Raw genomic sequence first — 25,564 nt, forward strand, 5'->3', positions numbered from 1 at the left:
AAAGTGGAATAGATAGGAATTTAGATAGAGGAGAGAGTTTACACTGTAAATTCTCTCCTTTGTTTTTCAGGCTGGCTAGAACGAAAAATTGATAGGAAGAGTTAGTGTCAAGCGAGCGCCTTTGACACTTGAAGGTGGTTTTACTAACGGTTGCGCTCGTCCTACAAGCTCAATCGCTTCTTTATCTAATGATGCTGTTCCTGAGCTTTTTACGAGTTCTACATCGAGAACATTTCCCTCCCTGTCCATGGTAAAGCGAATCACTGGCATCCCTTTCTTCTTAAGTCGACGTGCTTGCCTTGGATAGCGTTTTTCTCGTTCTAGGTGTGCATGCAGAGCTTGTTGCCAACTTACCTTTGCCGCTCGTCCTGCTTCGGATTGCTGACCCTGCCTTAGTGCGCTGATTTGTTTGGATTCACGTTTCGTCTCCAAGCTAGGTTTTGAACTGGCGGCTTGATTGATTTCAGGTTGTTTTTTCTTTGACTGCTTTTCTGGTTCTGGTTCTGGTTTTGATCTGTTCGGTTTTGGTTTCTCTGTTTTTATTGGCTTTTCAGTGTTTGCAGCAATCGTGCTCGGTTGTTTGGATTTGACTAAAGCTGGAGACTGCTCTTGTTCGGGCTTATGTTTTACGGATTGCTCTTGACGGGCTTGTTGAATTAACTCTTCTTGTTGCACTGTACTTTCAACCGCTTTCACCGTGTTTTTGGGGGCAGCCATTGGTGCTACGATACTCACTGTAATCGGTATCGCTTGTGGCGGAGAGGAAAAGTCATACTCAGGTGTCCACATGTAAGCGATGGCTATTAAGGCGTGAAGAGAGGCGCTCAGTAGTATAGCCGTTAAAACAAAACGTTTTTTCCTATAGCTATAACGAAAAGATGGTCCCGCTAGAGCATTCATTGTGGCGCTCCCGACGCTTGCTCTACACCAACTAATGCAATTTGGTTGTAGCCGCTAGCGACCATTTCATTCATCACTTTCATTAAATCTTGATAACTCAGAGATTTGTCAGCTCGAAGAAATATCCGAGTGTCTGGTTCAACCTTGGCTTGTATTAGGGCTTGCTTCAAATCGGCAAGCGAAGTCTCGTGCTTTTCTCCCACAACTAAGGTTAGGTCTTTTTGAATCGTGAGATAAACTGGTTTATCAGGTTGGGGCTGAGGCTCTGCAGATGACGTCGGCAAATCGACTGCAACGTTGACTGTCGCTAATGGGGCGGCAACCATCACTATGATTAAGAGCACCAACATGACGTCAACCAGAGGTGTCACGTTGATCTCATGATTCTCAACCATATCATCGCTGTCTGAGGCTGGCTTAAATCCCATGGCTTAACCCACCTTCTTTAGCACTGTGTCGTTGTGTTCTTGGTGAGATTGCATTCGCTTTTGATCCAAATCTCGGCTAACCAAGATCATCAATGCTACGGAGACATCGGCGAGTTGCGCTTTGTAGCCAGAAATTTTACGTGTGAAGTAGTTATAGATGACCACTGCTGGAATTGCTGCCACTAAACCAATTGCCGTGGCAAGGAGGGCTTCTGCGATCCCCGGAGCGACCACCACTAGCGTCGTGTTCTGAGATTTTGCGATTCCGATGAAAGCATTCATGATGCCCCAAACTGTGCCGAACAATCCAACGAAAGGACCGACGGAGCCGATGGTTGCGAGGATGCCGGTCAGTGAAGTCATGCTTCTCCCTAATTCAGCTTGCACTCTTTCTAAGCGCAGTTGTACGCGTTCTTTAATGCCATTTTCTGAAGCAGAGCCTAGAGAAGAGAGTTGCAATTCATGCTGCGTTGCTGAAATTAGTGAGGATTCTACGCCTTTAAAAGGCTGAGTGGTCTGTTTGGCATTTTCCAATGACTCTGCATCAACAAGCTCAGTAAGTAGTTTTTGTGTGCGTCGTGTTGCTTTCATCAGTTGTACTTGTTTAAAAAGAAAAACTGCCCAAGTCAAAATGGATGCGGCAAGCAGTGAGAGCATCACTCCCTTTACCACCCAATCAGCAGCGTGGTACATACCCATTGGGGATAAATCGTGGGTGATGAGCGGGTTAGAAGGTGGTGCTATTTGTGTTTCGGTGACTGAGTTATTTATAGAAGTACCAGTTGACTCAGTTGCAGAAGAAGAAAGGGGAAGAAGTGCCAGACTAAAAGATGCCGACACTAGGAGAAAAAAACGCTTATTCATTATCCATTGCTCGTTGTGAAAATGACTGATGGCGCAAATAACCTTTTCGCGCCTGCTCTATCCACTACACCGAATGAAGTAACGAAATCCGTAAAATAAATTTAAATATTTGGGTCAATTTACACTGTAAAGCATGTTTGCCGTGATTTTAGAGTCAAAAACGCTTTTCAAATTTTACGCTCACCTCATTTTGCTGATAGGTGTACAGCCAATCAACGTTGCTGTTTACCCGTTTATGAGTCCACTCTAGAATGGGTGTCAACGTCCAAAAAACCAACTTTGGAGAGGAAAATGTGACAGTATAGTTTTGCTCTGTGTCTCTTCTCTTTGCATCGAGTAGGGCGTTATATCCCTCGTATTGCCTTTCTCGCAGTGATGCAAACAGGTTAGCGTCAAGCCAACCTTCGACGCTTTTCACGACTCCGATTCGACCACCATAGAGCTGGTAAGCATGTACATCTTGATCATTTTGTTTATGCGTCCAGTCTATGCCACCGAATGCGAGCCATTGTTGTGGCAACTGGTGCCAATAGTTGATGCTTGCATTCCATTGCCAATCTGATTGATAGTCGAGCTTTGTTGGACGGTAATCTTGGTATTCGCCTTTTAGTTCCCATCTCAATGCGCTTTTCGAGTCTAAGCTATGGAATCCATTCAACTTTAGACCTGTTGACCAATACAAACTCTTATCTGCGTATGTGCTGTACTCGATCAACGGCGCAACCAAGATACTATGACGCTGGTCTTGAAAGCTGTAACCAAAGCTAACATTCGCTGTTTGCTCGTTGTATTCACTGTGATTGTTGTAACGAGAACCATACGTCAGCGCTTGCAAACTCATACCATGATGACCTTTGAAGCTAATGCGCTTATTCGCACTTGCATTAAAAGTTAACCCTGCTGCTCTCTGTTTTTCCGGTGTTACTCGATCAAATAAACACTTTCCTGTCTCATGACGGACTAAGCAAGTATAGGTTTCTGAGCTGCTATTGAGATTGTCATTGAAAGTTGGACCAAAGCTGATCGCACCTTGCCATGCATCTCTGTGCTCTAGTGCTGATATAAAGGCATTGAGAGTACGTCTGACACCATCAGCCCTTGGGTTATCAGTAGGGAGAGTAGATTTGATTTGTGAGAAAAGGGTGTGTGCGTCTTGGTTTTTCTTACGCTCAAACAAAACGCGAGCAAGCTCTAACTGAGCGGGAAGAAAATTCGGATATAAGGATAAAAGCGATCGGTACTCTGCCTCTGCTTCACTTAAACGACCTAAATAGCGTGATAGACCGCCTTGGGCATAATGGATAAGTAAAGGATCTGTATAGGGTGAAGATTGATACTGGTTCAATAGTACTTCTACTTGTGACCATTGCTTTCCTTTAACTGCTAGGTAAAGCGCTTGCCCTAAGTTGTCGTTGCTTTGATCTGACGAGCTTTGTTCCTGAGCTTGCTTCGACCTCTGTAATTCGAGTTCTTTTTCTTCTTGCAGGAGACGCTTTTCTTTTTCTTGTGCTGATAGCGCATCTCTTTGTTGAATGCGAAGATTCGTATCTTGGTCATTGGCTACAACGGGAAAAGAAAACAACGGCACTAACAGAAATGTCAGAGCGATGGTGTAAGAGGTTCTAACCGCCATAAATATTCCATATAAAAAGAAGCAGCACGGGCTGCTTCTTGGTTATCACTCATTGAATCGAGAGTTATTTTTTCTCGCCGCCAAAAGCAGTGTCTAGATCGCTATTGTTGGTAAAGGTGGCGATACCAGCCAAGCCAGCAGCATTCGCACCAAAGAAGTGACCTTGAGAAGCGCCATTCGTGGTTGTGCCATTCTGTACAGCTTGAGCAGTGCCATTAAATGCTGCGGTTGCTGCATTAATCGTTGCGTCTACACTTACCGTTAGGTTGCTATTGTTGATTGAACCGTCTAGCGTTTTGGCTCCGAAATCAGCGTTAAACGTACCTGAAAGTTTGTTTGCGCCAGAGAACTTGTTAATACCAGTAATGTTGTAGGTCGCCTTGCCGCTGGTTGGTACAGTCGTTCCTGCATCATTACCGACGTAGTAAACGGTACGGTTGTTAAACTCAGAATCTTTCTTACCTTCGTACCATTCTCCAAACCACACATCTTGATTCGCTACTTGGACAAAACTGTAAAAATTGTCTTGAAAATGTTTGCTGCCTGATGTGTGAACACCATTTCGCTCGTCATCAAAAATACCACCAGCTAGACCTTCAAAGTCCACTCGTTTGCCACCTGTTTTACCGATGCCTGCATTGCCTTTAGAGTGAATAAATGGGACCCAAACTTCTGATTCTCCTACTTGGCGAAGCGAATCATCACTGATCGCGCCATCAAATCCTGCATGAACAAGTGGGCTTAGACCAATCATTGCTGCTGCAATCCATGAAAGTTGAAGTGGTTTCATTGTCTCTTCCTTTTGTTGATTGAAATAGTTAAAGAAAGAGACCATGCCAGTGCATCCGGTGCGCGCGACAGATGACTAACGCGGTCTCATTTAGTACACCGAAATAGGAGACAAAACCCGTAAATAAGTTTGTGATTTTTTAAATTGTTAGCGAATAAAAAACAAAACGCCCACAACTGTGGGCGTTTTTGATAGCTGCTTGTGTTTTAACGGCTGGTAAATTCAATCGTTGTGGAAATTCTTTCAACCATACTAAAGTCATTAGGACCGTTAAGACTCCAGCTGAAGCCCATTGAGGCTTTTGCCACTTTGCCGTTGGTCGGTGGACTTTGTAGTTGGAAGGTTAAGCTGTCACCAGCGGGGATAACAATAATAACATCGTTATCTTGGAGGTCTTTACTAAAGTAGCTTTGAGAGCCAACTAATATCCTTGGTGTTACATCGTCGCTGCTACTACTAAGCGTATACTTTCCGAGAGTAATGGTGATTGGCTTTCCTACTGCTTCAAAAGTATAGCTATCGAGAGTGTAATAGTTAGGAATAGGACCCGTATCGGATGTTTTATCGATGACGTCATTTTGCTTGTGAGGCAGTCGCAAAGGAGTGGTATCTGAGCCGCGTGTGAGTTTGGTGTGCGGTTGGGATTCAGAAATCGCTCTTACTCTAACTCCCACAGAATGGCTATCTGAAAACTCGCCATCATTTACGGTTAAACTGACGACGTAATCCCCGGGGATATCTGGCGAAAATGAAGTTAGCACAGCATAAGGATCATCGATGACGGCGGATGAGCCGTTTGGTTTTTTAGTGAAGTGCCATTCATAAGTGAGTACATCGCCGTTGGCATCACCACTGGGTGTGCCATTCAATGGGACACTCATGTTATCAAGAACCCAAAACATTGAACCATCTACCTCCGCATGTGGAGGTACATTTTTATAAAAAAAGGAAGCGGTGGTCGTAGCGGAAGCTTCAGAAAAGCCATCGAATGCAGTCACTTTAACCACATAATTGCCCTCCGTATCAGCCTTGATTGAGTTGAAATCATACACAGTCGATTTCGCTATAGAGTAATTGCTGCCTTGTGGGTGGGACAACACTTCCCATGTAAACGACAATTTATCGCCATCAATATCTTGAGGTCTTGTGTTTAGGTTAATTTGCTGAGTTAGGTTACCGGTGTACTTATCTTTGGTAAATTTAATCGTTGGTGGTGTATTTTCGTCTTCCCTGATGACTTCTATCTTTACTTGGTTAGGGCGGCTGTCTGTTTTGCCATCGTTCACCACCAATTCTACAAGGTAAGTGCCCAATAAGTCTGGTTCAAAGCGCGGAGTTCTGGATTCTGGATTAATGAGCTCCGCCTTACTCTTGAAGGGTTTCGATACCATTTTCCAAGAGAAGGCTATTGAGTCTTGATCGTAGTCGACGCTACCCGTGCCATCGAGATGCACCACTTTTTCACTCAGCTTTACATGTTGATTGATCCCAGCTATCGCAATAGGGGGGTGATTGTTAGGCGTTTGGGGTTCAGAGGCATCATTCCCACCGCCACCATTACAACCATTAAGAAGTAATAATAGCAATGGTGTGAGAGTATATTTCGAGCTTAGACTCATCTTAGTTCATCCTAATTGATTAGAAGCGCGGTCCATAACGCGGCGCGGTAAAAGAAAGGCTTTATCTGATACACCGAATGAGATTTGAATATCCGTAAAAAAGCGCGGAGAGACCGCGCTTTTTTATGTGTCATTGTTGTGCAGGACGATCAGTTTGTTTGGAAGTGGTAGCCAAGACCTGCATAAAAGTCTGTTTGATCTTTGATCATAAAACCGTAAGACAATGTAACAGTATTTCCTTGCGTTGGCGCCGACCAAAGCTTAACAACTATTTCATCGCCGACAGGTAGCACGCTACCATCTTCAATGCCGCTTAATTTAACGTCGTGAGTGAGGCTGACTGCATCCATTGCAAAGATCTGCTGAACCTCATAATCGTGTCCAACGGCTTCAAGAGTTAATGACCCTAGGAGTACGTATTTGGGCGCTTCACCTTTAATTTCTTCATTCAGAGTAACCTCCTCTGCGAACGGCCATTGTTTTTTCTCACCGTTGAAGTGCAATACGAGGTCGCTTGTTCCTGCTTTCGATGCCGTTACTCGAACAAAATCTTTTTCACTGCTTAGAGCACCATCACTTACGGTTAGAGCAAGCGCATAATCACCCTCGACATCGGGGGTGAATGTTGGTTTTGCTGACGTAGCATCCGACAATTCTGCAGTACTTGCCGAAGGCTTGGACACAAATTCCCACTGGTACGTGATACCTGAATCATTGCCATCAATGCTTGCGCTAGCGTCTAAGGTTGCGGTTCCACCCAATTCGAATGTGGTATCTCGTCCTGCCATGGCAACCGGTGCTACGTTATCGGCAGAGTAGTTGATGGTGATCTCTTTAGTTGTCTCTTCTTTACCGTCTGAGACGGTTAGAGTTAGTTTGTATTCACCTGCAACGTTTGCTTTTAGCGTTGCTTGTTTGGTGCTTGCGTTGCTCAACGACATCGTGGTGTTTTTTGGTGCTGAGTTAAGAGCCCATTGGTAGCTGAGCATATCATTATCAGCGTCGTAAGCTTTCGCGTCTAATTTCAGGGTTTGATCAAGCGCTGCCGTGTAGGTTTCTGATGCATAAATAACGGGCGCCACGTTGGTATTTACTTCTGTTGCGGTGATAGTCAGCGATTGTGCGCTACTGTCTTTTTTGCCATCGTTTGTTACCAACTGAACGGTGTAGTCTCCTGCCACGTCTGGTGTGAAGTATGGAGAGACCGCATTTACGTTATTTAACTTGACGTTACTGCCTTGTGGTTTTTTGCTGATAGACCAAGTGTATGTTGCGATACTGGCGTCTACACCGTAGCTACCCAGTCCATCTACACGAATTCTGTTTCCGACTTTTGCTGTTTCGTAGCCAGAGACAACGGATACAGGCGCTTTATGTGAATCTGCAGTGTTTGAGTCTGAACCACCACAAGCGATAAGCGAAGGAATGGTGATAGCAAGAAGCGTCCATTTCATGTTGGGTTTCATTAAATCATCCTAAATATACGGTTCTATAGGCTTGGTGGTGTTTGGGACACCAAGCCTATATTGGGCTTTATGAAGTTTCATCCACTACACCGAATAGCAATTGGAAATCCGTAAAAATAAAATGAAAAAAGAAAACGCCTCGGGTGAGGCGTTTTCTTTTTAAGGGGCGTTCATAAGGTTTAGAAGCGTCCGTTTAACTTGAGTCCTATCGTTCTTCCTGGTGCAGGCATCCCAGATACCGATCCAGCTTCAAGATAATAAACATCGGTGATGTTGCTTCCGATAAGCTCTGCTGATAGGTGTTCGTTAAATGCATATTTAATGTAAGCATCAAATGTTGTTACATCGGTTCGTTTAATTTGTTCATCTTCGTGACTGCCAGAAACATAGTTGGTGCGTAACCCGCTTTCTAATGCTTGATTAAAGAACCTTGCTCCGACTAATAAGCTACCCGAATACTCTGGTGCTGCTTGTGCTGCCAGATAGCTTGCTGCTGTGAAGCCACCGCGAACACACGTTTCTGTTGATGGTGTGGTTTTATCGACAAGAGCTGGGACGAAGCCTTGAGCAGCAGAGTTTTTGTCACACACCTCATTGCGGAAGTTATAAGCCAATGACGCATCGGCAAAGTACAGTTGGTTATCGAACATACCGTTGATTTCAATACCACTGGTGCGTTGGCTATCCAGATTGGCAAATGAAAAACTGGATCGATCGCGATCCATTACATCATCAATCGTTTGATCAAAGTAAGTGAGCTTTGCACTTGCGTTCTCAAAGTAGTGAATGTACGCGACCTCGAAGAGTTTCGCTCGCTCTGGTTCAAGGGGTACTGATGCTGATGGGTTACCAGAAAATCCACTGGTACTCTCAAATAAGCTTGGGAATCGCAGTGTCTCTGCATATCGAGCATACGCACGGCTGTTTTCGTTGATTAGCCATGTTGTGGTAAGAGAGGGCATCCAACCACTGCCGCTGTTCTTGTAGCTGAGGTTACGGTTGTCCTTGCCATCAATTTGTCCTTTGGTTTTACAGCTGCCTTCAACAAAGTTGTCTTTCTTTTGGGCAATCAAACAAGGGTTGTTAGCAAGATCCAGTTCGTTTTTACTGTTGGTTCGCCATTCAACTAGGTGATCCTCAACGAAACTGGTTTTGTTTTTGGCTTCCGTTGTTTTCTCTTCTAACTTTGCAGTTAACAGTGAATCAAAGTTGTTGATCTCATTTTGACGCAGTTTTAACTCTTCACGGTAAGTATCAGCTTGGGTGGGATCGGTGGTGATCAAATGTTGCAGGCGATTGATTTCTCGGTTTATGTTCTTTTTTGTGAACGTTGCACGAACTTCATGCTCAGCATTCGCGACGTTTTGTGCGATTTCTTCAGGGGCGTAAGTTTCAATGGTTTGAAATGCGAGACGATAACCATCTTTCTTGTATTCTTTAAGACCAACATCGTCGCTATTGCCCGTTTTGATGCGATTCTCGATGTAAAAGTCGGTGGCTTCATAACTGATATAGCGCACGCCAGCATTGATAATAAAGGCATCTAGTGGACGCCATTCGATGACCGCGGCTCCGTTATATTCTTCTCTTTCTCCCGAGCGCACAGGACCACCGTAGAAATCAATGAGGTATTCCAAACCTTCTTTTGGGGTCAATTCATGCTTCATGTAGCTGCCGGAAACCGTGACATCCAAGTTATCGAGCAATAGCATTTTGTTCTTAAAATCAAAGCCAAAACGGTTTTCATCACGATTGACGGTCGAGGTGTTGATGATGATATCTGGTGTCTCGCTACGAAAGTTCACAAAATTGGGAAAGCCATAGCCAGTATTGCTTCTGGAATCCGTTAACGTTGTCCATAGGTTAGTACTGAGGTCAATGTAGCGGCTTTCTGGGTTTGCTCGAAACTTGATGCTGTAAGCTTGCATCTTGGCATTCGCTAGCGGCCATTGAGGCAGACCGTCACTGTTTCGATAATCTGAACGACTCGCGAGGATTTCCCCGTGAGTACTCTCTGTATAGCGCGCATTCAGCTGTAACTTATAGTAATCGCTAAAATTAATGGTTGTTTTTAATAGGAACGATTCCATCTCAGAGGATGTATTTGGTACTTCGTGCCCAGGGATATGGCTCAATGCAATGTGTTCCGGTTTCAAATATGGGTTTCTGCCCGCAACGATCTCGCTACCGCTACCATCTCTTGATTTGGAGTAGAAACCCGTTTTATTTGTGCCTGAGTAGTAGTTACCACGATTACGATATGCATACGCGCCAAGCCATTCAATTTTTGGTTTTACGCCCGCAATAGCTAATCGATAAGCTGTATCCTCACCGTTTAGCGGATTGTCATCTTTATCATCTCTAGTTTGAAAGCGTACTTCTGGGTCGTCATATAATGGTACGCCGCCTAACTCATTGTATACTGGGACATCTTGCCACCGTTTACCTGTATGCAAGCGAGCTTTGTTGGGCTTTACTGAGTTGCTGCTGCTTTCCGCCACGAACTCCATACCGAAATTATCACCCTCAGGCACAATGTCTTGTGGCTCCAATGTCGTGACTTGTACTGCGCCCCCTACAGAGGTATTCACGTCCGAACTGATCTGTGCGCCTTTGTAAACTTTCAGACCACCAATCAAGTTTGGATCAATGTAGTTTCGGTTTGAAGCGCCTCGGTAACCGTTATAAACGGAAATGCCTTGTTCTGTGCCATCTATGACGACAGGGACTCGTCCAAAACCTTGTACACCACGAACATTAGGATCAATGCTTCCACCGCCATTACGAGCCTCACCACTAAAGGTATTTGCCATTCCGGTAAACAGATCGGCAGCGCTTGCGCCTTTGAAGCGTTCTATTTCTTCTTTGCCCATGTAGGCACTGGCAACATCGGCGTCATAGATCGCCATCTCACCATCACTATCGCGATAATAAGCATCTTCAAAACTCGTTCTTACCTGAATTGCGTCGAGTGTCATTTCAGAGGAAGGAGAAAGTTGATAAACACCATCAGCCTGCTTCTCGGCATTCAATCCCGTGTTTGCCAGCAGCAATGTCAATGCTTGTTCGGGGTCATAGTTACCTGTTAACCCAGGACTTTGCAGGTTTTCTGAAAGTGAAGCATTGAGATAAAACTCAACACCAGACTCTACCGCAAACTGGTTTAATACATGGTCAAGATTACCTGGTGGAATATCGTACTGTACTGACTGTTCTGCCCATGCGGCAAAAGGAGTGATGAGAGAGGCTAATCCTAGATTGGCTTGAATCATTATCGCCAATATTTGGCGTCGTTGAGGGAGCGGCACCTTGCTTTCCTTAATCGGTCTACTAACTGCTCTTTACACCGAATGAGATGTCTAAACCCGTAAATTTTTTTATGGTTTTGCTTTCACACTGACCCACATTGGTGTCCGATAGCGGATTTCGATTGGTAATATTTGGCTGATGTTAAAAAGCGTTTTGTCGACGTTTTTTGTCGAGAATACCCCGGTGAGCTTCAAAGAGGACAACTGTGGATCGACTGAGAGAATACCGCGACGGTATCGACTTAGCTCCGTAATAAACTCTGTGAGTGGCATCCCTTGTGCCATGATTTTTTGTTCTAACCATAGGGCGTCGTCACTGAGATTCTTTTGTATGTTCGAGGTTTCACGTTGCGTAAAGTGGGCGTTTTCACCAGCAAGCAAGTGCTGTGCTCCCATACCAAGTAAAGGGTAGAGTGCTACTTCGCCCTCATAAACGGAAACTAGCGTATCGTCGTCTCGTTTTTGTACGGTGAAACGGGTGCCTATTGGTACGACTCGACCTTGCGGAGTAGTGACATGGAAAGGGGTGAGATGGTGAGAACTGGTGACCATAATCTCACCTTCAAGCAGGTGTAAACGTCGTTCTTGCTGGTTAAAGTCGACAAATACGCGGGTGGCGGTGTTCATTGCCATTTGAGTGCCATCAGAAAGTAATATGTCTTTCACCTCACCCGTCGCTGTAGTGTACTCCGCACCATTGGGAAGAGAGGTATGAGTAGACATCATCAAACTTAACGTGCCAAGAGAAAGGCCACCAAGCATCAAGACTTGTCGGCGGTTCAAACCACGCTGTTTTGGAGCAAGCACTTGGCGGCTGATCGGGGAGTTTGGAATACCAGTAAACTTTCTTTGCAGCTCTTCTAACTGCTGCCACGCATAAGCGTTATCAGGGTGGGCGCTTCTCCAGCTATCAAAGGCATCTCTGTCTTGTTGTGTTACGTCATCGGCCCACAAGCGCGCCATCCACAGAGAGGCTTGCTCGATGGATTCACGAGAAACTTGCTCCATGTTATTCGTTCTCACTCAGCATGGTCATCATGCAGCCCTGCAGTGCTTTCGCTACGTATTTCTCGACAGAAGACACTGACACGTCGAGTGCGAGTGCGATTTCTTTATAGCTCTTGCCTTCCAATTGGCGCATCAAAAGTGCTTGGCGAGCTTTAAGAGGTAAACGATGCAGAAGGGCATCAATTTCGACCAGAGCTTGCACAACGACAGCTTGGTCTTCAGGAGAGCCAGCGACTTCTACAGGTTCTTGTTCGATGAGTTCTAAGTAAGCGGCTTCGATTCGACGACGTCGGTAAAGATCAATGACCAAACCTTTTGCGATATGAGTAAGGTATCTTCTCGAATCTTTCGCTTCAGGTAATTTGCCTCGGGTAAGGAGTCTTAAATAAGTGTCTTGAACTAAATCGGCAGTTGCTTCAGGACACCCCAAACGGCGTTTAATAAATACAGATAACCAACTGTGGTGCTCTTGGTACATGTTACCGATACGAGCTGCGCTTGCTGAACTGATAGCCGCCATGATTTGATACTCCTTCCCTAACCAATAGTAGTGATAATAATTATCATTACGACAGTTGGCGGAATATAACAGAAAAATAAATAGGTTCCAGAGGAAAAATTTATAAAAATTATTAATGATAAGACTATCGTCACTAAATCAATGACTTTAAAAGTAAAAAAAGATGTGAATAAACCAGGGTGTTGCCAGCGCGACAGGTAGAAGAAAACGACCGTATACAAGATTTTCTGAGCTATATAAGAAATATTCTATTGTCGAAGTTGATTCGGTATTGAGAAAACTCTTTTCGTTATTTTCTTTGCTTGAAAACGGCTGGAGGTAAATCAATTTTATGACCTTTTCTAAACCAAATTGCATTTTGTCTAAGATGGCTTTGTTGAAATGAGTTTTATGCTCAATGCTTTATATACCTGAGTTTTGAGCCTGTTAATGCTTTAGTGATGTGAGCCTGATTCTTAGAATTGAGAGGTTTGTTCAGAAAATGATTTTGGTTAGACTGAAGGTGGTGATGGGTAGCAGATGGATTGGTTATGTGGAAGATATGCCTGGAGTGGTCAGAAGATAAAACAAAGGTTTTTGCCCGCTTACCGGGAGATGTGGATCTCGGAGGTGAGCTAAATCAAAAGGAATTGCCTGAGCAGCTTCAGATGATGGAAGCTGACAAAGCGTTTGTCGATGAAACTGAGGTGGTGCGATTCATTAATTGCGCGCGTGAACGTAAATCAGAAGCCTATGAAGGGATCGTGATTGCACAGATCAAAAACGCTCAGGTGGAAGTTGAACTCTCCAACAATGACATGCTTGCCAGCATGAATGTGACGGGCGCTTATGGCGGACGAGGACTAAGAGGTCCTGAAATTGTTCAAGCACTCGCGCATGCTCGTGTTTCCAAAGGCATCAATAAACTTGCGTTGAAAAAAGTGTTGGTTGTCAGTACACAGCTAAAACCCGGAGAAACCTTCACCCAAGCTGTTGCGGTTGGCAAGCAACCTGTTAAAGGCAAAGACGCTATCTTCACGCCACTTGTTAAAGACATCACTAAGCGCATCCTTAAGCCGAAAGAAGGTCAATCCTCTAGTGACAAAATCGATCTACGCAATTTAGGTGAAACCATCGCTGTCGATATTGGGGATGAAGTGATGCGCCGCACTCCGGCGACCAGAGGCATCCCGGGCTTCACCGTTCAAGGGCGCGTTATTCCGCCACAAGCGGGCAAAGACAGTCCAATTAAACCCGGTAAAGGCACTGAAATCAGCAAGTCCGATCCAAACCTTCTGCTTGCATCTGTTTCAGGTACACCACTGATCAAAGAAAAAACCATCGAAGTCGACAATGCACTTTGCCTCAATAGTGTCGGAGTAAACACCGGTCACGTGAAATTTAAAGGTAACGTCATCATTGGCGGGAACATCGAATCGGGCATGATAGTGAAAGCGACGGGCTCAATTACAGTGGGTGGTTTTATTGAATCTGCCGATGTACAAGCTGAAGGGGATATTCAAGTTGCTAAGGGCATCATTGGTCATACAGTGAGCGATGGTCAGCCAAAAAGCTGCCATGTGCGCACCAAAACATCGATTCGTGCCAGTTATGCCCAATATTGTGAATTGCAATCTGGTGAAGACATAGAACTTGCTGTCCATAGCATGAACAATGACATTGTTTGTGGGCGCAATTTAATCGTGCTTGATGCCAGTGGCAAGAACGGCACTTTAAGTGGCGGCGATGCAAAAGTGGGCAGTAAGGTTTCCTGTTCGCAATTGGGTGTAGAGGGAGATACGGCGACCAAGGTTGAAGCCTTTGCAAATTATTCTGTCTTTAAGGAACGTATTGCAAATCTAAAAGACGAGTATAAATCCGCGCAAGAAGGCACCATGGACGTTATCCGAAAGGAACTTGAGTTTAAGAAACGCCCTAAAGCAGAGCGCACGGATGAAGAGCAAGCGCAGATAGAAGTATTGAAGGCGCAAAATAACACTCGTTTGGAAGACGTAAAGCAGAAGCTTGAGCAAACTGAACAAGATTTCGAAGTCGCATTAGCAGAGAATATTGTTGAAGCAACTGACCGAGTCTTTACTCGGGTGACGGTTCAATTTGGTGATGAGCAAGTCACCACCAAACGTACCCATGGCGGCTGTGTATTTAGCTTTAATCAATACGAGATTAAAGTCTCTGCAACCTTGGAAGAAGAAGATCTGGCTGCTGTTTAACTTTAGGAACGAAAGCCCATTTATCTGGGCTTTCGCTTCATTTTGCCTTAACAAATCAGACCCAATGCTAAGTCGTTAAGCGATGTGTTCACGGTAGTAGTCACCTAATGCGAAGACGTCACCACTGCACATGATTTTCATCGCTTGTTTGATGTGCTCAATTGACCAATCCCACCACTGAATTTCTAGTAGCATCGATACCGCCTCTTCATCAAAGCGCAGGCGAACCACATGATTATTACCAACCACAATGGAATACGGTTCGACATTTTTAGTGATCACTGAACGCGCACCAATCACTGCACCATCACCGATTGTCACGCCCGGCATTATCATGGCTTCACTGCCAATCCAGACATCGTTGCCAATAATGGTATCGCCGGCACGTTCAAAGCCGCTTTGTACCCCATTGCCAAACTCTTCTGGGGAAAAGGGAAAGGTGGAAATCCAATCAATACGATGTCCCTGATTACCCGCCATCATAAAAGTCGCACCAGAGGCAATCGAACAAAATTTCCCAATGATCAGTTTATCGACTTCGCCATATGCGCCGTTTTGCCATTCTTGTTGTGTCACGCTGTCGCCCATCAAATAACGAACAGCCTGATCTTCGAAAGTTTTGCCATGGTAAAAGCCGGAGTAGTAGCTGTATTCACCCACTTCAATGTTTGGGTTGGTGACATGTTCTTTAATGATTTGCCCTTTCAGCCAAGTATCGAAAGCGTTCATCTGTATTCTCCATGCAAAAATTTAAGTTGTGCGCAGTGTAGAGCCTTTCTATTATTTCCAGTAGATTGATTTTAGAGATTCATAATTACTATATGGAAATAAACTGGCTCAGTTACGTACCGATTTACATTGCACTGTGCGAAGAGAAAAGTATTGCTGGTGCGGCTAAAAAGCTGCGCTGTTCCAATGCTCATGTGAGTCGTCAACTTAGGCAGTTGGAGGCGATACTTTCTGTTCAGCTTATCCAACGCACCACGCGACAATTTAACCTTACTTATGATGGACAGCGTTTCTACCACCAAGTGAAAGGCTTAATGGAAAATGTGGAACAGATTAATGAACAAGTGATGGAGACCGATAAGGTTGCTGGGCATTTACGTATTGCTGCTTCTGCCTCATTTGGTGCGGAGTTACTCAACCCTTCATTAATTGCATTTCGTCAGCAGTTCCCCGACGTTACGTTTGAGGTGATTTTCACTGAAACACCGCTCGATTTGATCGAGTCTGGGTTTGATCTTGCGTTCTTTTTTACCGACTCACCCTCTGAAGGGTATGTCGGACACCATCTGCGTTCTTTACACTGTAAACCATTCGCGAGCAAAGCGTATCTAGCGACAAAACCATCACCAAACACACCAGAAGATTTGCATCTTTTAGAGCACATTACCTATCGCAATGCTGAATTGAATCTGGATACATGGCACTTTCATCATCAGCAAACTCAACAAGACATTAAGGTCACGTTATCCAGCGTGTTGTGCTTTAATCTTGTCCAATCGATGCTTGATGCGACAGTAGCTGGTTGCGGAGTCGCGATGTTGGATGAGTTTGCACTAGAAAAACTGAGTCCCCAAGAGCGAGCGCAACTTGTCACTTTACTCCCCGATTGGCGCACTAAAGCGATACTTCCACTCTACCTGCTTTACCCTAAACGTGAACATCTACCGAAACGAACACGAGCATTTATTGATTTTTTTAAAAACAATAGATGATTCGGTGGTTTTTTGTTCAATAACAACATGTTGTGGTAACAATAAGTGAGTTTAGTTGAAGGGAGCAACTTGTTGCCTATAATTCGCCCCCCTTAAATATCACGTTTTGTGAATATCGTTTCAGTGCATCGCACGCATATTTGGGTTTTTATTATATGACACGTTCAATTGTTGCTCTTTCGTTAGCTACTATTTTTACTTCAACTTTTGTTTCTGCAGAAACAATTGAAGGCTCCTCATACGACCGCTCTGGTTTTGGTGTAAATATTGGCTACGCAATGACTTCCCTTGATAATGTTACAGCGGCGACGGAAAGCGGTGTATCTTTCGGTGTTTCGTACACTTTTAACAATGGTCTTGTGATCGCTGGTTCTTATGTTCCAACCATCGTTGAAGACAGTGCATCAATCGGCTATCTAGGTGCGCATGTAGAGGCTTCGCAAGCAAACCTTATGGTTGGTTATGAGAGCATGAGCGGTTGGCGTATTTTGGGTGGTCTAGCTGCTACTGATACGGAAGCGACAGTGTACAACGCATACACATCAGTTAGTGACTCAGACTCTTCGACTGGTTTCGCTGTGCAAGGCGGTTACGTGTTCCAAAATGGAATTACGTTGGATGCTCAAATCTCAGTTGTAGATTTTGCTGGTATCGATGCAACAACTTCTAACCTTCTAGTTGGCTACAAGTTCTAATTCTTATAGGGGACATGCATTTTGTGTCCCCAGTTCCCCCTCTATTATTCGTATGCAACAGCAAACTGACGTCTTGATGAGAAATTAAAAGTCTGGTTGGTGCTGCAGTAGAGCGATAAATGCGTCTAGGTGCTGTTCAATTGTCAGATCAGCAGAGATCGCGGGTAGTTCAACCGTAATGCATGGCAATGCGCGCTCGTTACACCAAGTTCCGAATGATCCCGGAGTTTCGTAATCTACGTCATCGACGAGTGGTAGCTTGAACAGCTCTCCAAGCCACTTCGCCAGCACTGAATGGGCTGGATCATCAACAAACGCAAGGGGTTCATGAAAAGAGACCACGAACTTTGGATTGCGTTTCTCAATCAGGTTAATTAATGCGTCGACTTCGGGTTCAAGCGATTTTTTGCTGCCTGTTTTGACTTTGACATCCCTCACGGGTGTGTGTGAACTCCAACGAAAGACGGTGCCGTGTTCTGTCCAATTTTGTGTGGGGAAAGCACGGTTTAAGTTGACTTGATTGGCGTTTGCTCGTGTACCCAACTGGTTGGCGTCTGGGTTCATCGATAAAATAACGTCATGCTTTAAATCTTCAGCGGGCAAACTTCTCAGCGCGCAAGATAGCCCTGCTATAGACGCTGTCTCATCACCGTGTGTGCCTGCTAAAATCAAACCTCGGGAGTTACTTTCTACTTGCGCAGGGAAGTACAGCAATGGCGCGCCCAACACCGATTTTCCATATGATATCGGCGAAATTAAAAAAGCCGCTCTTTCCGTTCTTGGAATTAGACTCACCGTAATCTCCTGATTGTTCGATTAGTATTTGGATATCACTCAAGTTATGGTTGCTGAAACTGGCACTTTGAGATTACTTGGGTATAAACCGAACACTTAAAGTTCGTCAATGCTTGTATTATCAATTGTGGTACTTGCTTCAAAAGACGTGTTAGGAGAACGAAGAACGATATGGATTTTAAAAAGCATTCTACAGCGTTAGTGATTTCCTCTTTATTGACCCCATTTTTGTCCGCAGCTGCGTTTGCAGACTCTCTACCTGATGGCGTGCAATTGGCATCTGAACAACATTTAGTGCGTGCAAACGATGCCGAAGCAGCGACACTAGATCCGGCAAAGGCTGAAGGCTTACCCGAGATGCACATCATTCGCGATTTGTTCGAAGGCTTAGTCATCCAAGATCGTGATGGCAACATCGTTCCCGGCGTTGCAGAATCTTGGCAAACGGAAGATAACCAAACTTTTGTGTTCCATCTGCGTAAAGATGCGAAATGGTCGAATGGCGATCCTGTGACAGCGGATGACTTTGTTTATTCGCTGCGCCGAGCTGTGGATCCTAAAACGGCATCACCGAATGTTTGGTATCTCAAACTCACCAAGATCAAAAACATTGCTGATGTCGCGGAAGGTAAGAAGCCGCTGGATGATCTCGGTATGACTGCTGTCGATAAACACACGCTACGTTTCGAGCTGGATAGCAAGGTGCCTTATTTTGTCGCAATGACCGGGCATACCTCCATGATGCCAGTGCACAAAGCAACGGTTGAGAGCAGCAATAAACCGTGGAGTGATCCTAAGCAGTTTGTTGGCAATGGTGCATTCGTGCTAGACAAGTGGGTGGTGAATGAGCGTATTGAACTGAAGAAGAACCCAAACTACTGGGATAGCGCAGACGCTCACCTCACTCAGGTAACCTATATTCCGTTTGAAAACCAAAATGCCTCGATCAATCGCTATGCCGTGGGCGAGGTTGATATTACTTCAGATGTTCCTACACACATGGCGCAAAAGCTGAAGAAAGAATACGCACAAGCTTATACCGCGGTGCCTCTGCTTTGTACTTACTATTATGCGTTTAATACCACTCGTCCCCCGTTTGATGATGAGCGAGTTCGTAAAGCTGTGTCTTACTCCATCATGCGTGATGTGATCACCGATGGTGTGACTCAAGTGGGTAACTTGCCTGCATACACATTTGCTCATCAATACACGGCGGGCTTTGACGCAACTCAGCCAGAATATAGCGCATGGACACAGAAACAGCGTGATGCAAAGGCGCGTGAACTGTTGAAAGAAGCAGGGTACGGAGACGATAAGCCTTTGGATTTCAAATTGCTGTACAACACCAGCGAGTCCAACAAAGCCATTGCAGTGGCAATTGCTTCTATGTTGAAGAACAATTTGGGAGCCAAGGTTGAGCTAGAAAACCAAGAGTGGAAATCTTACCTGGTCGCACGTAAGCAAGGGGATTTTGATGTCATGCGTGCCTCGTGGTGCGGAGACTACAACGAAGCGTCCACTTTCTTGAGTCTGTTGCGCTCAGGCTCGTCAGGTAACTTTGCTCGCTACAGTAGTGAAGCCTATGACAGCGCGATGAACAGTGCATTGGCTGCCACCGATGAAAAAGCGCGCCAAGGTTTCTATGACCAAGCAGAGCAACTATTAGCTACGGATATGCCAATCGCGCCGATTTACTATTACATGCAAGCGCGTTTGGTTCGCCCTACGGTGGGTGGTTTTGCCAAAAACAACGTAGAAGGTCGTATTTACTCGAAAGACCTCTATATCAAGAAATAGCACCTAACCAACCAGTGCTAAAATCTAGCCCCGAAGAGGTGTCTTGCGGGGCTTCTTTTCTCTTAGCGGGTGGAGAGCTTGTTGACTAGCATTGCGACTCGTTTGCCAAGATATTCGGCTGTCGCGAGATCAGAAAGAGATAACTGACCATCTTCACCACCTTGAGCAACAATGCCACCTTGCACACCGTAGCGATTAAGGTTTTGCTCACCAGAATTGCTGATCTTGTCCAAGCCGACCCACATCATGCCGTGTTGGTTAGCGAGCGTTTGTAGGTATTGCAATGTGCAAGATTGGTCACCATTCATAGCCCCACCACTGGTAAAGCCGGCTGCGATTTTCCCTGCCCATTTTTGGTAACACCAAGATTCACTGCTTGCATCGGCAAATGCTTTAAACTGTGCTGCCACACTGCCCATGTAGGTTGGAGAGCCAAAGATAATCGCATCACACTCAGCAAGTTCATCCATTAGGTTAGGGTGCACAAAACGCCCCTCAATAATCTCACTGCCTTGAATACGGTGAGAGAGAATTTCAAATCCACCTTGCTGTTCAATGCCCTGTTGTTCAGCGCCAGCAGCAATTGCGCGAGCAAGCTGACCTGTTACGTCGGTTTTAGAGAAATAAATAATCGCAATTTTAGCCACAATGGTTCCTTTTTCATTGTTGATCTTGAATCGTGCGAATAAGGCTAAAACCTCAAGCATGGTTGAGGTCAAGAAGGTGTTTAAAAAAACCGAGTAAACAAAAAGCCGATGTTGAAACATCGGCTTTTTAGTGGGCTATTTCTTTCTGCGGGTATAAATGCGGGAGGTGGTTTTTGGCTCCTCTGGCTTGGCTTTTTCTTTTGCCAGTTTTAAGACCGCTTTTTGTAGCATCAAGTTGTTCGGGTAAGTGATTAGGTTGCCGTTGTCGTGCTTGATCAACACATGGAACATACGGATTTCCTGAATCTCACCGCTAATGTCTTCGTCTTTGTCCACGACTTTAATTCGGTCACCGACACGATATGGGAAGACAAAGAAGATCAGAAAGCTTGCCGTGATGTTACTAAGAATCGACCATTGAGCGATGAAAGCCACCCCCAATACCGCGAAGATAGACGATAGGAATAGCGACACATCGCCATAACCAATACCGGTCACGATGGCGAATAGCGAAGCAAACAGGAACAAAAATGCGACGTTGAAGCAACGTTGAATAAAGCTCAAGCGTGCTTTGTTTACGCCTTTAGCTTCTGCCAAATTCAGAATCGCGCGGTTGGCGATCTTCTTTAGCAAGCGATAAGCGATCACAATGATGACGCCCATCAACACTTTATAACCGATAGAGCCCGCCGTGAAATACTGACTGATTTGCTCTAAATGCATCCAATGATTCATTTCTTCAACTCGAGAATATTAAGAAGGCGCGTGTTATAGCCGATTTTGACTCGCAAGTAATTAACTATTTTCACTGCGGAATGAGATTTATGTTGAACAAATTTTGACCTTTATCCCAGTTCCGGATTGAGACGTAATGAACCTTGCTCTTTGTTGTGTTCGCTGCTGCTAATCTAGACAAGTTGATTGCGCTATGGAAAGTGGAGGGATGTGTGGAAGAAGATGAAAGGGCTATCATGGGACTTGTCGCCATTGTTGGCTTTGTGTTGGTTTGGATACTTCTCGAAGAGTTTGGCTATTTTGGTTTACTCACCTTCAATAAATAAGCCCCGCGAAACACTCAGTTCAACGGGGCTTTGATTTTTTGTGCGGTTTAGTGCTAGCTGACGGCGCGAACCTTACCTTGCTTCAAGTCGTTAAGCACTTGCGCCTTCGGACCATCTGCAATCACGCTGCCTTTTTCCATGACTATCACGCGATCAACAATGTCGAGCATTGAGGTTTTGTGTGTAATCAAAATCAGCGTCTCACTTGGTTTTAACTGCGCTAACTGATGTTTGATGTGCATTTCTGAACGGTTATCCATTGCACTGGTTGGCTCATCCATCAATAGCACGGGTGGGCGACCTAAAAACGCTCGCGCAATGGTTACCGCTTGACGCTGACCACCTGAAAGCATCGCACCGCCTTCACCGACCTGACGCTCAAGACCTGCTGGGTCAGATTGAGTAAAGGCTGTGACGCCCGCTCGGTTTGCTGCATCTAATACATCGCGATCATCGGTTAGTGGACGACCGAGTGTAATGTTGTCGCGAATCGAGCCGAAGAATAGATTCGAATCTTGCGGTACGCAGCCGATATTGCGTCGTACGTCCACGTGATGAAGCTGTTCAATATCGGTGTCATCAATACGCACATGACCTTCTGTTGGCTTGTACAGACCCATTATCAAGCGTTCTAGCGTGGTTTTACCCGAACCAATACGACCGATGATCGCCACTTTCTCACCTGGATTGATGGTTAGGCTCAAATCACGAATCGATGCTACTGGTGCATCTGGGTAATGGAAGGTTACTCGGTCAATTTCAATCTTACCTTGCACGATAGGACGGTGAATGTAGCGTTTACCTTCTTCTTGCTCGTCTGGCATTTCCATCACTTGATTAATGATGGTCATCGAAGACTTCGCTTGGTTGTATCGGGTTGAAAGCAAAGAAAGCTGAACCATAGGACCAATCGCTCGACCACTTAGCATGGTTGCAGCAATCAAACCACCCATGGTGAGGTCCCCATTCGCAATTAAGTACACGCCTAAAATGATCATGCCGACGTTACTACTTTGCTGCACAAAACCTGCTGCATTTTGAATACTGTCGGTGATACGACGGCTCTTGATGTTCCAGTTTGCCATGTGTGCAACGGCTTCTTCCCAGCGGTATTGGAATTGGCTTTGTGCACTCAGCATTTTCACCGTTTCTAAGCCAGATAGGCTCTCAATCAAGTTAGCGTATTTCTGTGAAGCAAGACGTGAACCTTCTTCAATCGAGCGGCGCAATGGACCTTGGATCAACGCGGAGTGAATCATCAGAATCACCACGCCCACCATAGGCACGAATACTAAGTCGCCAGCCATTAACCAGATGATAATCAGGAAGAGAATCGCGAAAGGTAAGTCAATCAACGCACTTACCGTGGCAGAGGTAAAGAATTCACGAATGGATTCAAACTCTTGCAAGTGGCGAGCAAACGCACCCACAGAAGGCGGCTTGGATTCCATACGGATGCCCATCACTTTGCTAAACAGCTTAGAGGAAATCAGGATGTCGGATTTCTTACCTGCCACGTCGATGAAGTAGTTACGCAGTGATTTGAGCAAGAAATCAAACAAGAACACCACAAAGATACCGCTTGCCAACACCCATAGCGTCTCAAATGCGAGGTTTGGTACTACTTTGTCATACACCAAGCGAGTGAACATTGGTGCAGCGATAGCAAAGATGTTGATAAGGAGAGAAGCGATAAGCACATCGCGGTAGATGCGTTTAGATTGCCACAAGGTTGACCAGAACCAGTGACCTTCTTTGGTTTTGAGCACTTCGGGAGAGCGCTCGTCATAACGGAATTGCTTTTTAACTAAAAAATAGCGACCAGTGTACTGCTCAAGTAGGTCTTCTAGAGGAATGGAGATAGGCACCATTCCGCTTTCTAGGGTGGTGATTTCAGCTTCTTGCTTCTCAACGTTAATGCTATTGAGAACGCAAGAATCACCACCTTTAAGAAGTAAGATAGCCGGCAGAATTAGGCTAGAGATCTTGTCTAAATCTGCACGGTTTTCCTTGGCAACCAATCCGGCCCTTTCCGCCGCTCTTGGTAGCAGAAACGGGGTAAGCTTGCCATCAGAGAGCGGAAGACCGTTAATCAGGGCTTCCGGTGAGTTGGCTAGTCCGTAGTATCGGCTAACGTAAATGAGCGAGTTCAGTAAAGGGTCTTTCATCCTTGGTATACCTTTCTTATTCCTTGTCGACGATGAAGCCTTGGAAGACTTCCACAAAGTGTTCGGTTAGGAAATCCAACTGAATCTGTGTTTCAACACGAGATGCGATCGTGGTAATACCCAAGTTATGAGCAGTACGTGAGATCGAAGTCAGCGTGAACTTCTGCTTCTCGTCGTGCAAGTTGTGCGTGAATAGGTAATCCAGTTTTACGTAATTCGGGCGGAATTCCTGAATGTACTCAAGTGACTGGAAGTTACGACCATAGTTATCAACACCGAACTCTGCTCCAGTTTGACGAATCGCGTTACACAGCAGGGCTGTATGGTGCGGATGGTCAATGAAACACGCTTCTGGAAGCTCAAAGTGGAGCATAGGTGCTACTTTCGGGTGCTTCTCTAGCATGCTGGTGGTCCAACGAATGAACGATGGTTGAGACAAGCTGCTTTGTGCGATGTTGATGGCCACTGGCTCTTTTAGCTCGCCGCTTTCTAACATCTTAATCATCGACTCAATGACGTATTGGTCGAAGATGTTGGTTGCGTCTAGCTGCTCAAGAGCAAACAGGTATTGGTTTGCACGGTAAGTCTCGCCATCTTTTTCGATGCTTGAGAACACCTCGTTGTGGAACACTTTACCCCAAGTATTTTTCGCAGACTGGAAGCGGAATTTAATCCAATCGCTGTGAATCGCTTCTTCAACCAACGCTTTCCATTGCTGTTTACCCATAAGGTTAGAAGTATTTTCACCACCAACGAAGCCGTACGCTTTGTCTGGTTGCGCTTTCGCTTTCGACAAGGCGTTATCCACCATCGATAGCACTTCAGTGCGCGTTTTCTGATCTTTACTGTGTGCAACACCCAGTGATGCTTTTGGTTTCGCAAGACCGGTAGGATCGGTATTCAGACCATTTACACAGTTAACGATACTGTCAGCTAGAATGCGCAGTTCGCTCTCATCCATGTGTGGGAATAATAGACCGAATTCGTCGCTAGATAGACGAGCAATGGTCGCTCCTGGTACATCGATAGTGTTTTTCAGACGTTGAGACAACTCTTTCACGTGGGCATCAGCGCGTTGATAGTCTTTCGTCTCGTAAATATCGCCAATGTATTCAGCATGGAGTAGCGCGATACCCCCTTGCGTTTGTTCTGCAAGCCATTGGTCAACTTGGTTAATGTAGAACGAGCGGTTACCTAGTTTGGAGATTGGGTCTAGGTAAGCTTGAGCACGCAGACGCTGTGCTTCTTTGGCTTGTTCTTTAAATGACAGTTCGATTTGTGCTGACATCGAGTTGATGCCATCAACCACTGCAATTAGGTCCTTGGTTTTTGGACGCGCTAGTGGGTCACCAAACTGGTTGTTGGCGATCTCGTGCATTTTCTTCACGATGGCAGCCAGCGGTTTTAATGAGCGACGTAGAATGTAAGAAATCGCAATCAGACCCACTAGGAAGATAATGCCAAATGCCGTAAGTAAGCGAATAAAGCCTTGCCAAAGTTGCTCGTAAGCAGCTCCTGGGTGGCTGATGATTTCAACTTCTGCAAGTTGCATCCAACCACTGGTTACCACGCGTTTATCATGAATCGCTTTGAACAAGTTCAAGTCGATGAACCATTGTGGAACATGGCTTGGTTTGACTGGGTACGAGCGTACGATTTGGTAATCCGAATCTAACGCGGTGAGACGTACGACAGAATAAGTACTGCCATCGAACAACGCATTAATCACGGATTCTACCGCCACCTTATCCTTGTCTTTTAAATAAGGTGCCAGTGCCAAACCAACGGTGTTAATGGTGTTGTTGACCTCTGAACGTTGCTGCTGCTCTAAGCTGTCTCGAGTAGTGTTGAACTGGATTACGAATACTGATGCCATCAAGAGTATAAAGACCGTAACCATTCCCACTACAAGCTTCTTATATAGGGTCATGTTT

20 protein-coding genes are annotated in these 25,564 nt (G+C 45.2%); 4 read left to right on the forward strand and 16 right to left on the reverse strand.

Annotation, left to right across the window (positions count from 1 at the left end):
• Nucleotides 1-75: 75 nt before the first annotated feature.
• From ABMY42_RS14235 to ABMY42_RS14280, 10 genes are all read right to left on the reverse strand, one after another.
• Entirely contained in the window at nt 76-900 is an 825-nt protein-coding gene (locus tag ABMY42_RS14235) for an energy transducer TonB (RefSeq protein WP_038898407.1), read from the reverse strand.
• The gene (gene exbD / locus ABMY42_RS14240; protein WP_005448827.1) at nt 897-1,328 is read right to left on the reverse strand and encodes a TonB system transport protein ExbD; all 432 of its coding nucleotides are present in this window, start codon (nt 1,326-1,328) and stop codon (nt 897-899) included. Before exbD ends, ABMY42_RS14235 begins: the two co-directional genes overlap by 4 nt.
• 3 nt (nt 1,329-1,331) lie before the next feature.
• Entirely contained in the window at nt 1,332-2,192 is an 861-nt protein-coding gene (exbB, locus tag ABMY42_RS14245; RefSeq protein WP_017818307.1) for a tonB-system energizer ExbB, read from the reverse strand.
• A 154-nt stretch (nt 2,193-2,346) separates the two neighbouring features.
• Entirely contained in the window at nt 2,347-3,825 is a 1,479-nt protein-coding gene (locus ABMY42_RS14250) for a surface lipoprotein assembly modifier (RefSeq protein WP_349266456.1), read from the reverse strand.
• A 64-nt stretch (nt 3,826-3,889) separates the two neighbouring features.
• Entirely contained in the window at nt 3,890-4,615 is a 726-nt protein-coding gene (locus ABMY42_RS14255) for a Slam-dependent surface lipoprotein (RefSeq protein ID WP_005450033.1), read from the reverse strand.
• Nucleotides 4,616-4,821: 206 nt separating this feature from the next.
• Entirely contained in the window at nt 4,822-6,234 is a 1,413-nt protein-coding gene (locus ABMY42_RS14260) for a PKD domain-containing protein (protein WP_349266457.1), read from the reverse strand.
• A gap of 149 nt (nt 6,235-6,383) precedes the next feature.
• A complete protein-coding gene (locus tag ABMY42_RS14265; RefSeq protein ID WP_049535171.1) occupies nt 6,384-7,700 on the reverse strand; it encodes a PKD domain-containing protein in 1,317 nt (438 codons plus the stop codon).
• A 179-nt stretch (nt 7,701-7,879) separates the two neighbouring features.
• Nucleotides 7,880-10,972 carry a TonB-dependent receptor gene (locus tag ABMY42_RS14270; protein WP_349266504.1) on the reverse strand — a complete coding sequence of 1,031 codons (3,093 nt, stop codon included), beginning with the start codon at nt 10,970-10,972 and terminating at the stop codon, nt 7,880-7,882.
• A gap of 105 nt (nt 10,973-11,077) precedes the next feature.
• Complete coding sequence (locus ABMY42_RS14275; protein ID WP_047514641.1) at nt 11,078-12,016, reverse strand: FecR family protein; 939 nt, start codon at nt 12,014-12,016, stop codon at nt 11,078-11,080.
• Nucleotide 12,017: 1 nt separating this feature from the next.
• Nucleotides 12,018-12,536 (reverse strand): sigma-70 family RNA polymerase sigma factor, encoded by a 519-nt coding sequence (locus ABMY42_RS14280; RefSeq protein ID WP_005450041.1) that lies wholly within the window; start codon nt 12,534-12,536, stop codon nt 12,018-12,020.
• Nucleotides 12,537-13,066: 530 nt separating this feature from the next.
• On the opposite strand from ABMY42_RS14280, the gene ABMY42_RS14285 reads away from it, so the two are divergent.
• Nucleotides 13,067-14,746 (forward strand): FapA family protein, encoded by a 1,680-nt coding sequence (locus tag ABMY42_RS14285; RefSeq protein WP_005450044.1) that lies wholly within the window; start codon nt 13,067-13,069, stop codon nt 14,744-14,746.
• A gap of 75 nt (nt 14,747-14,821) precedes the next feature.
• Here ABMY42_RS14285 and ABMY42_RS14290 read toward each other — a convergent pair whose 3' ends face one another.
• A complete protein-coding gene (locus ABMY42_RS14290) occupies nt 14,822-15,475 on the reverse strand; it encodes a CatB-related O-acetyltransferase (protein ID WP_017818304.1) in 654 nt (217 codons plus the stop codon).
• A 92-nt stretch (nt 15,476-15,567) separates the two neighbouring features.
• Here ABMY42_RS14290 and ABMY42_RS14295 point away from each other — a divergent pair, with 92 nt between their 5' ends.
• Nucleotides 15,568-16,467: a LysR family transcriptional regulator gene (locus tag ABMY42_RS14295; RefSeq protein ID WP_047514647.1), complete on the forward strand. Its 900-nt coding sequence runs from the start codon at nt 15,568-15,570 to the stop codon at nt 16,465-16,467.
• A gap of 155 nt (nt 16,468-16,622) precedes the next feature.
• Nucleotides 16,623-17,162, forward strand: a complete 540-nt coding sequence (locus ABMY42_RS14300; protein ID WP_005450047.1) for an outer membrane beta-barrel protein — start codon at nt 16,623-16,625, stop codon at nt 17,160-17,162.
• 84 nt (nt 17,163-17,246) lie between these two features.
• Here ABMY42_RS14300 and mpaA read toward each other — a convergent pair whose 3' ends face one another.
• A complete protein-coding gene (gene mpaA / locus ABMY42_RS14305) occupies nt 17,247-17,957 on the reverse strand; it encodes a murein tripeptide amidase MpaA (RefSeq protein ID WP_349266458.1) in 711 nt (236 codons plus the stop codon).
• Between the two features lie 171 nt (nt 17,958-18,128).
• Between mpaA and ABMY42_RS14310 the strand changes: the two genes are divergently transcribed.
• Nucleotides 18,129-19,754 (forward strand): ABC transporter substrate-binding protein, encoded by a 1,626-nt coding sequence (locus ABMY42_RS14310; protein ID WP_349266459.1) that lies wholly within the window; start codon nt 18,129-18,131, stop codon nt 19,752-19,754.
• 62 nt (nt 19,755-19,816) lie between these two features.
• Here the strand turns inward: ABMY42_RS14310 and ABMY42_RS14315 are convergent, their stop codons facing one another.
• From ABMY42_RS14315 to ABMY42_RS14330, 4 genes are all read right to left on the reverse strand, one after another.
• Nucleotides 19,817-20,401, reverse strand: coding sequence for a flavodoxin family protein (locus ABMY42_RS14315; RefSeq protein ID WP_009696515.1), 585 nt, complete (start codon nt 20,399-20,401; stop codon nt 19,817-19,819).
• Nucleotides 20,402-20,536: 135 nt separating this feature from the next.
• The gene (locus ABMY42_RS14320) at nt 20,537-21,124 is read right to left on the reverse strand and encodes a mechanosensitive ion channel family protein (protein WP_349266505.1); all 588 of its coding nucleotides are present in this window, start codon (nt 21,122-21,124) and stop codon (nt 20,537-20,539) included.
• Between the two features lie 391 nt (nt 21,125-21,515).
• Nucleotides 21,516-23,630: a type I secretion system permease/ATPase gene (locus ABMY42_RS14325; protein WP_005450056.1), complete on the reverse strand. Its 2,115-nt coding sequence runs from the start codon at nt 23,628-23,630 to the stop codon at nt 21,516-21,518.
• Between the two features lie 16 nt (nt 23,631-23,646).
• The gene (locus ABMY42_RS14330; protein ID WP_026000294.1) at nt 23,647-25,560 is read right to left on the reverse strand and encodes a LapD/MoxY N-terminal periplasmic domain-containing protein; all 1,914 of its coding nucleotides are present in this window, start codon (nt 25,558-25,560) and stop codon (nt 23,647-23,649) included.
• Between the last annotated feature and the right edge of the window lie 4 nt (nt 25,561-25,564).

It is taken from the genome of Vibrio sp. SSH13-20 (assembly GCF_040104475.1).
Classification (GTDB): domain Bacteria; phylum Pseudomonadota; class Gammaproteobacteria; order Enterobacterales; family Vibrionaceae; genus Vibrio; species Vibrio harveyi.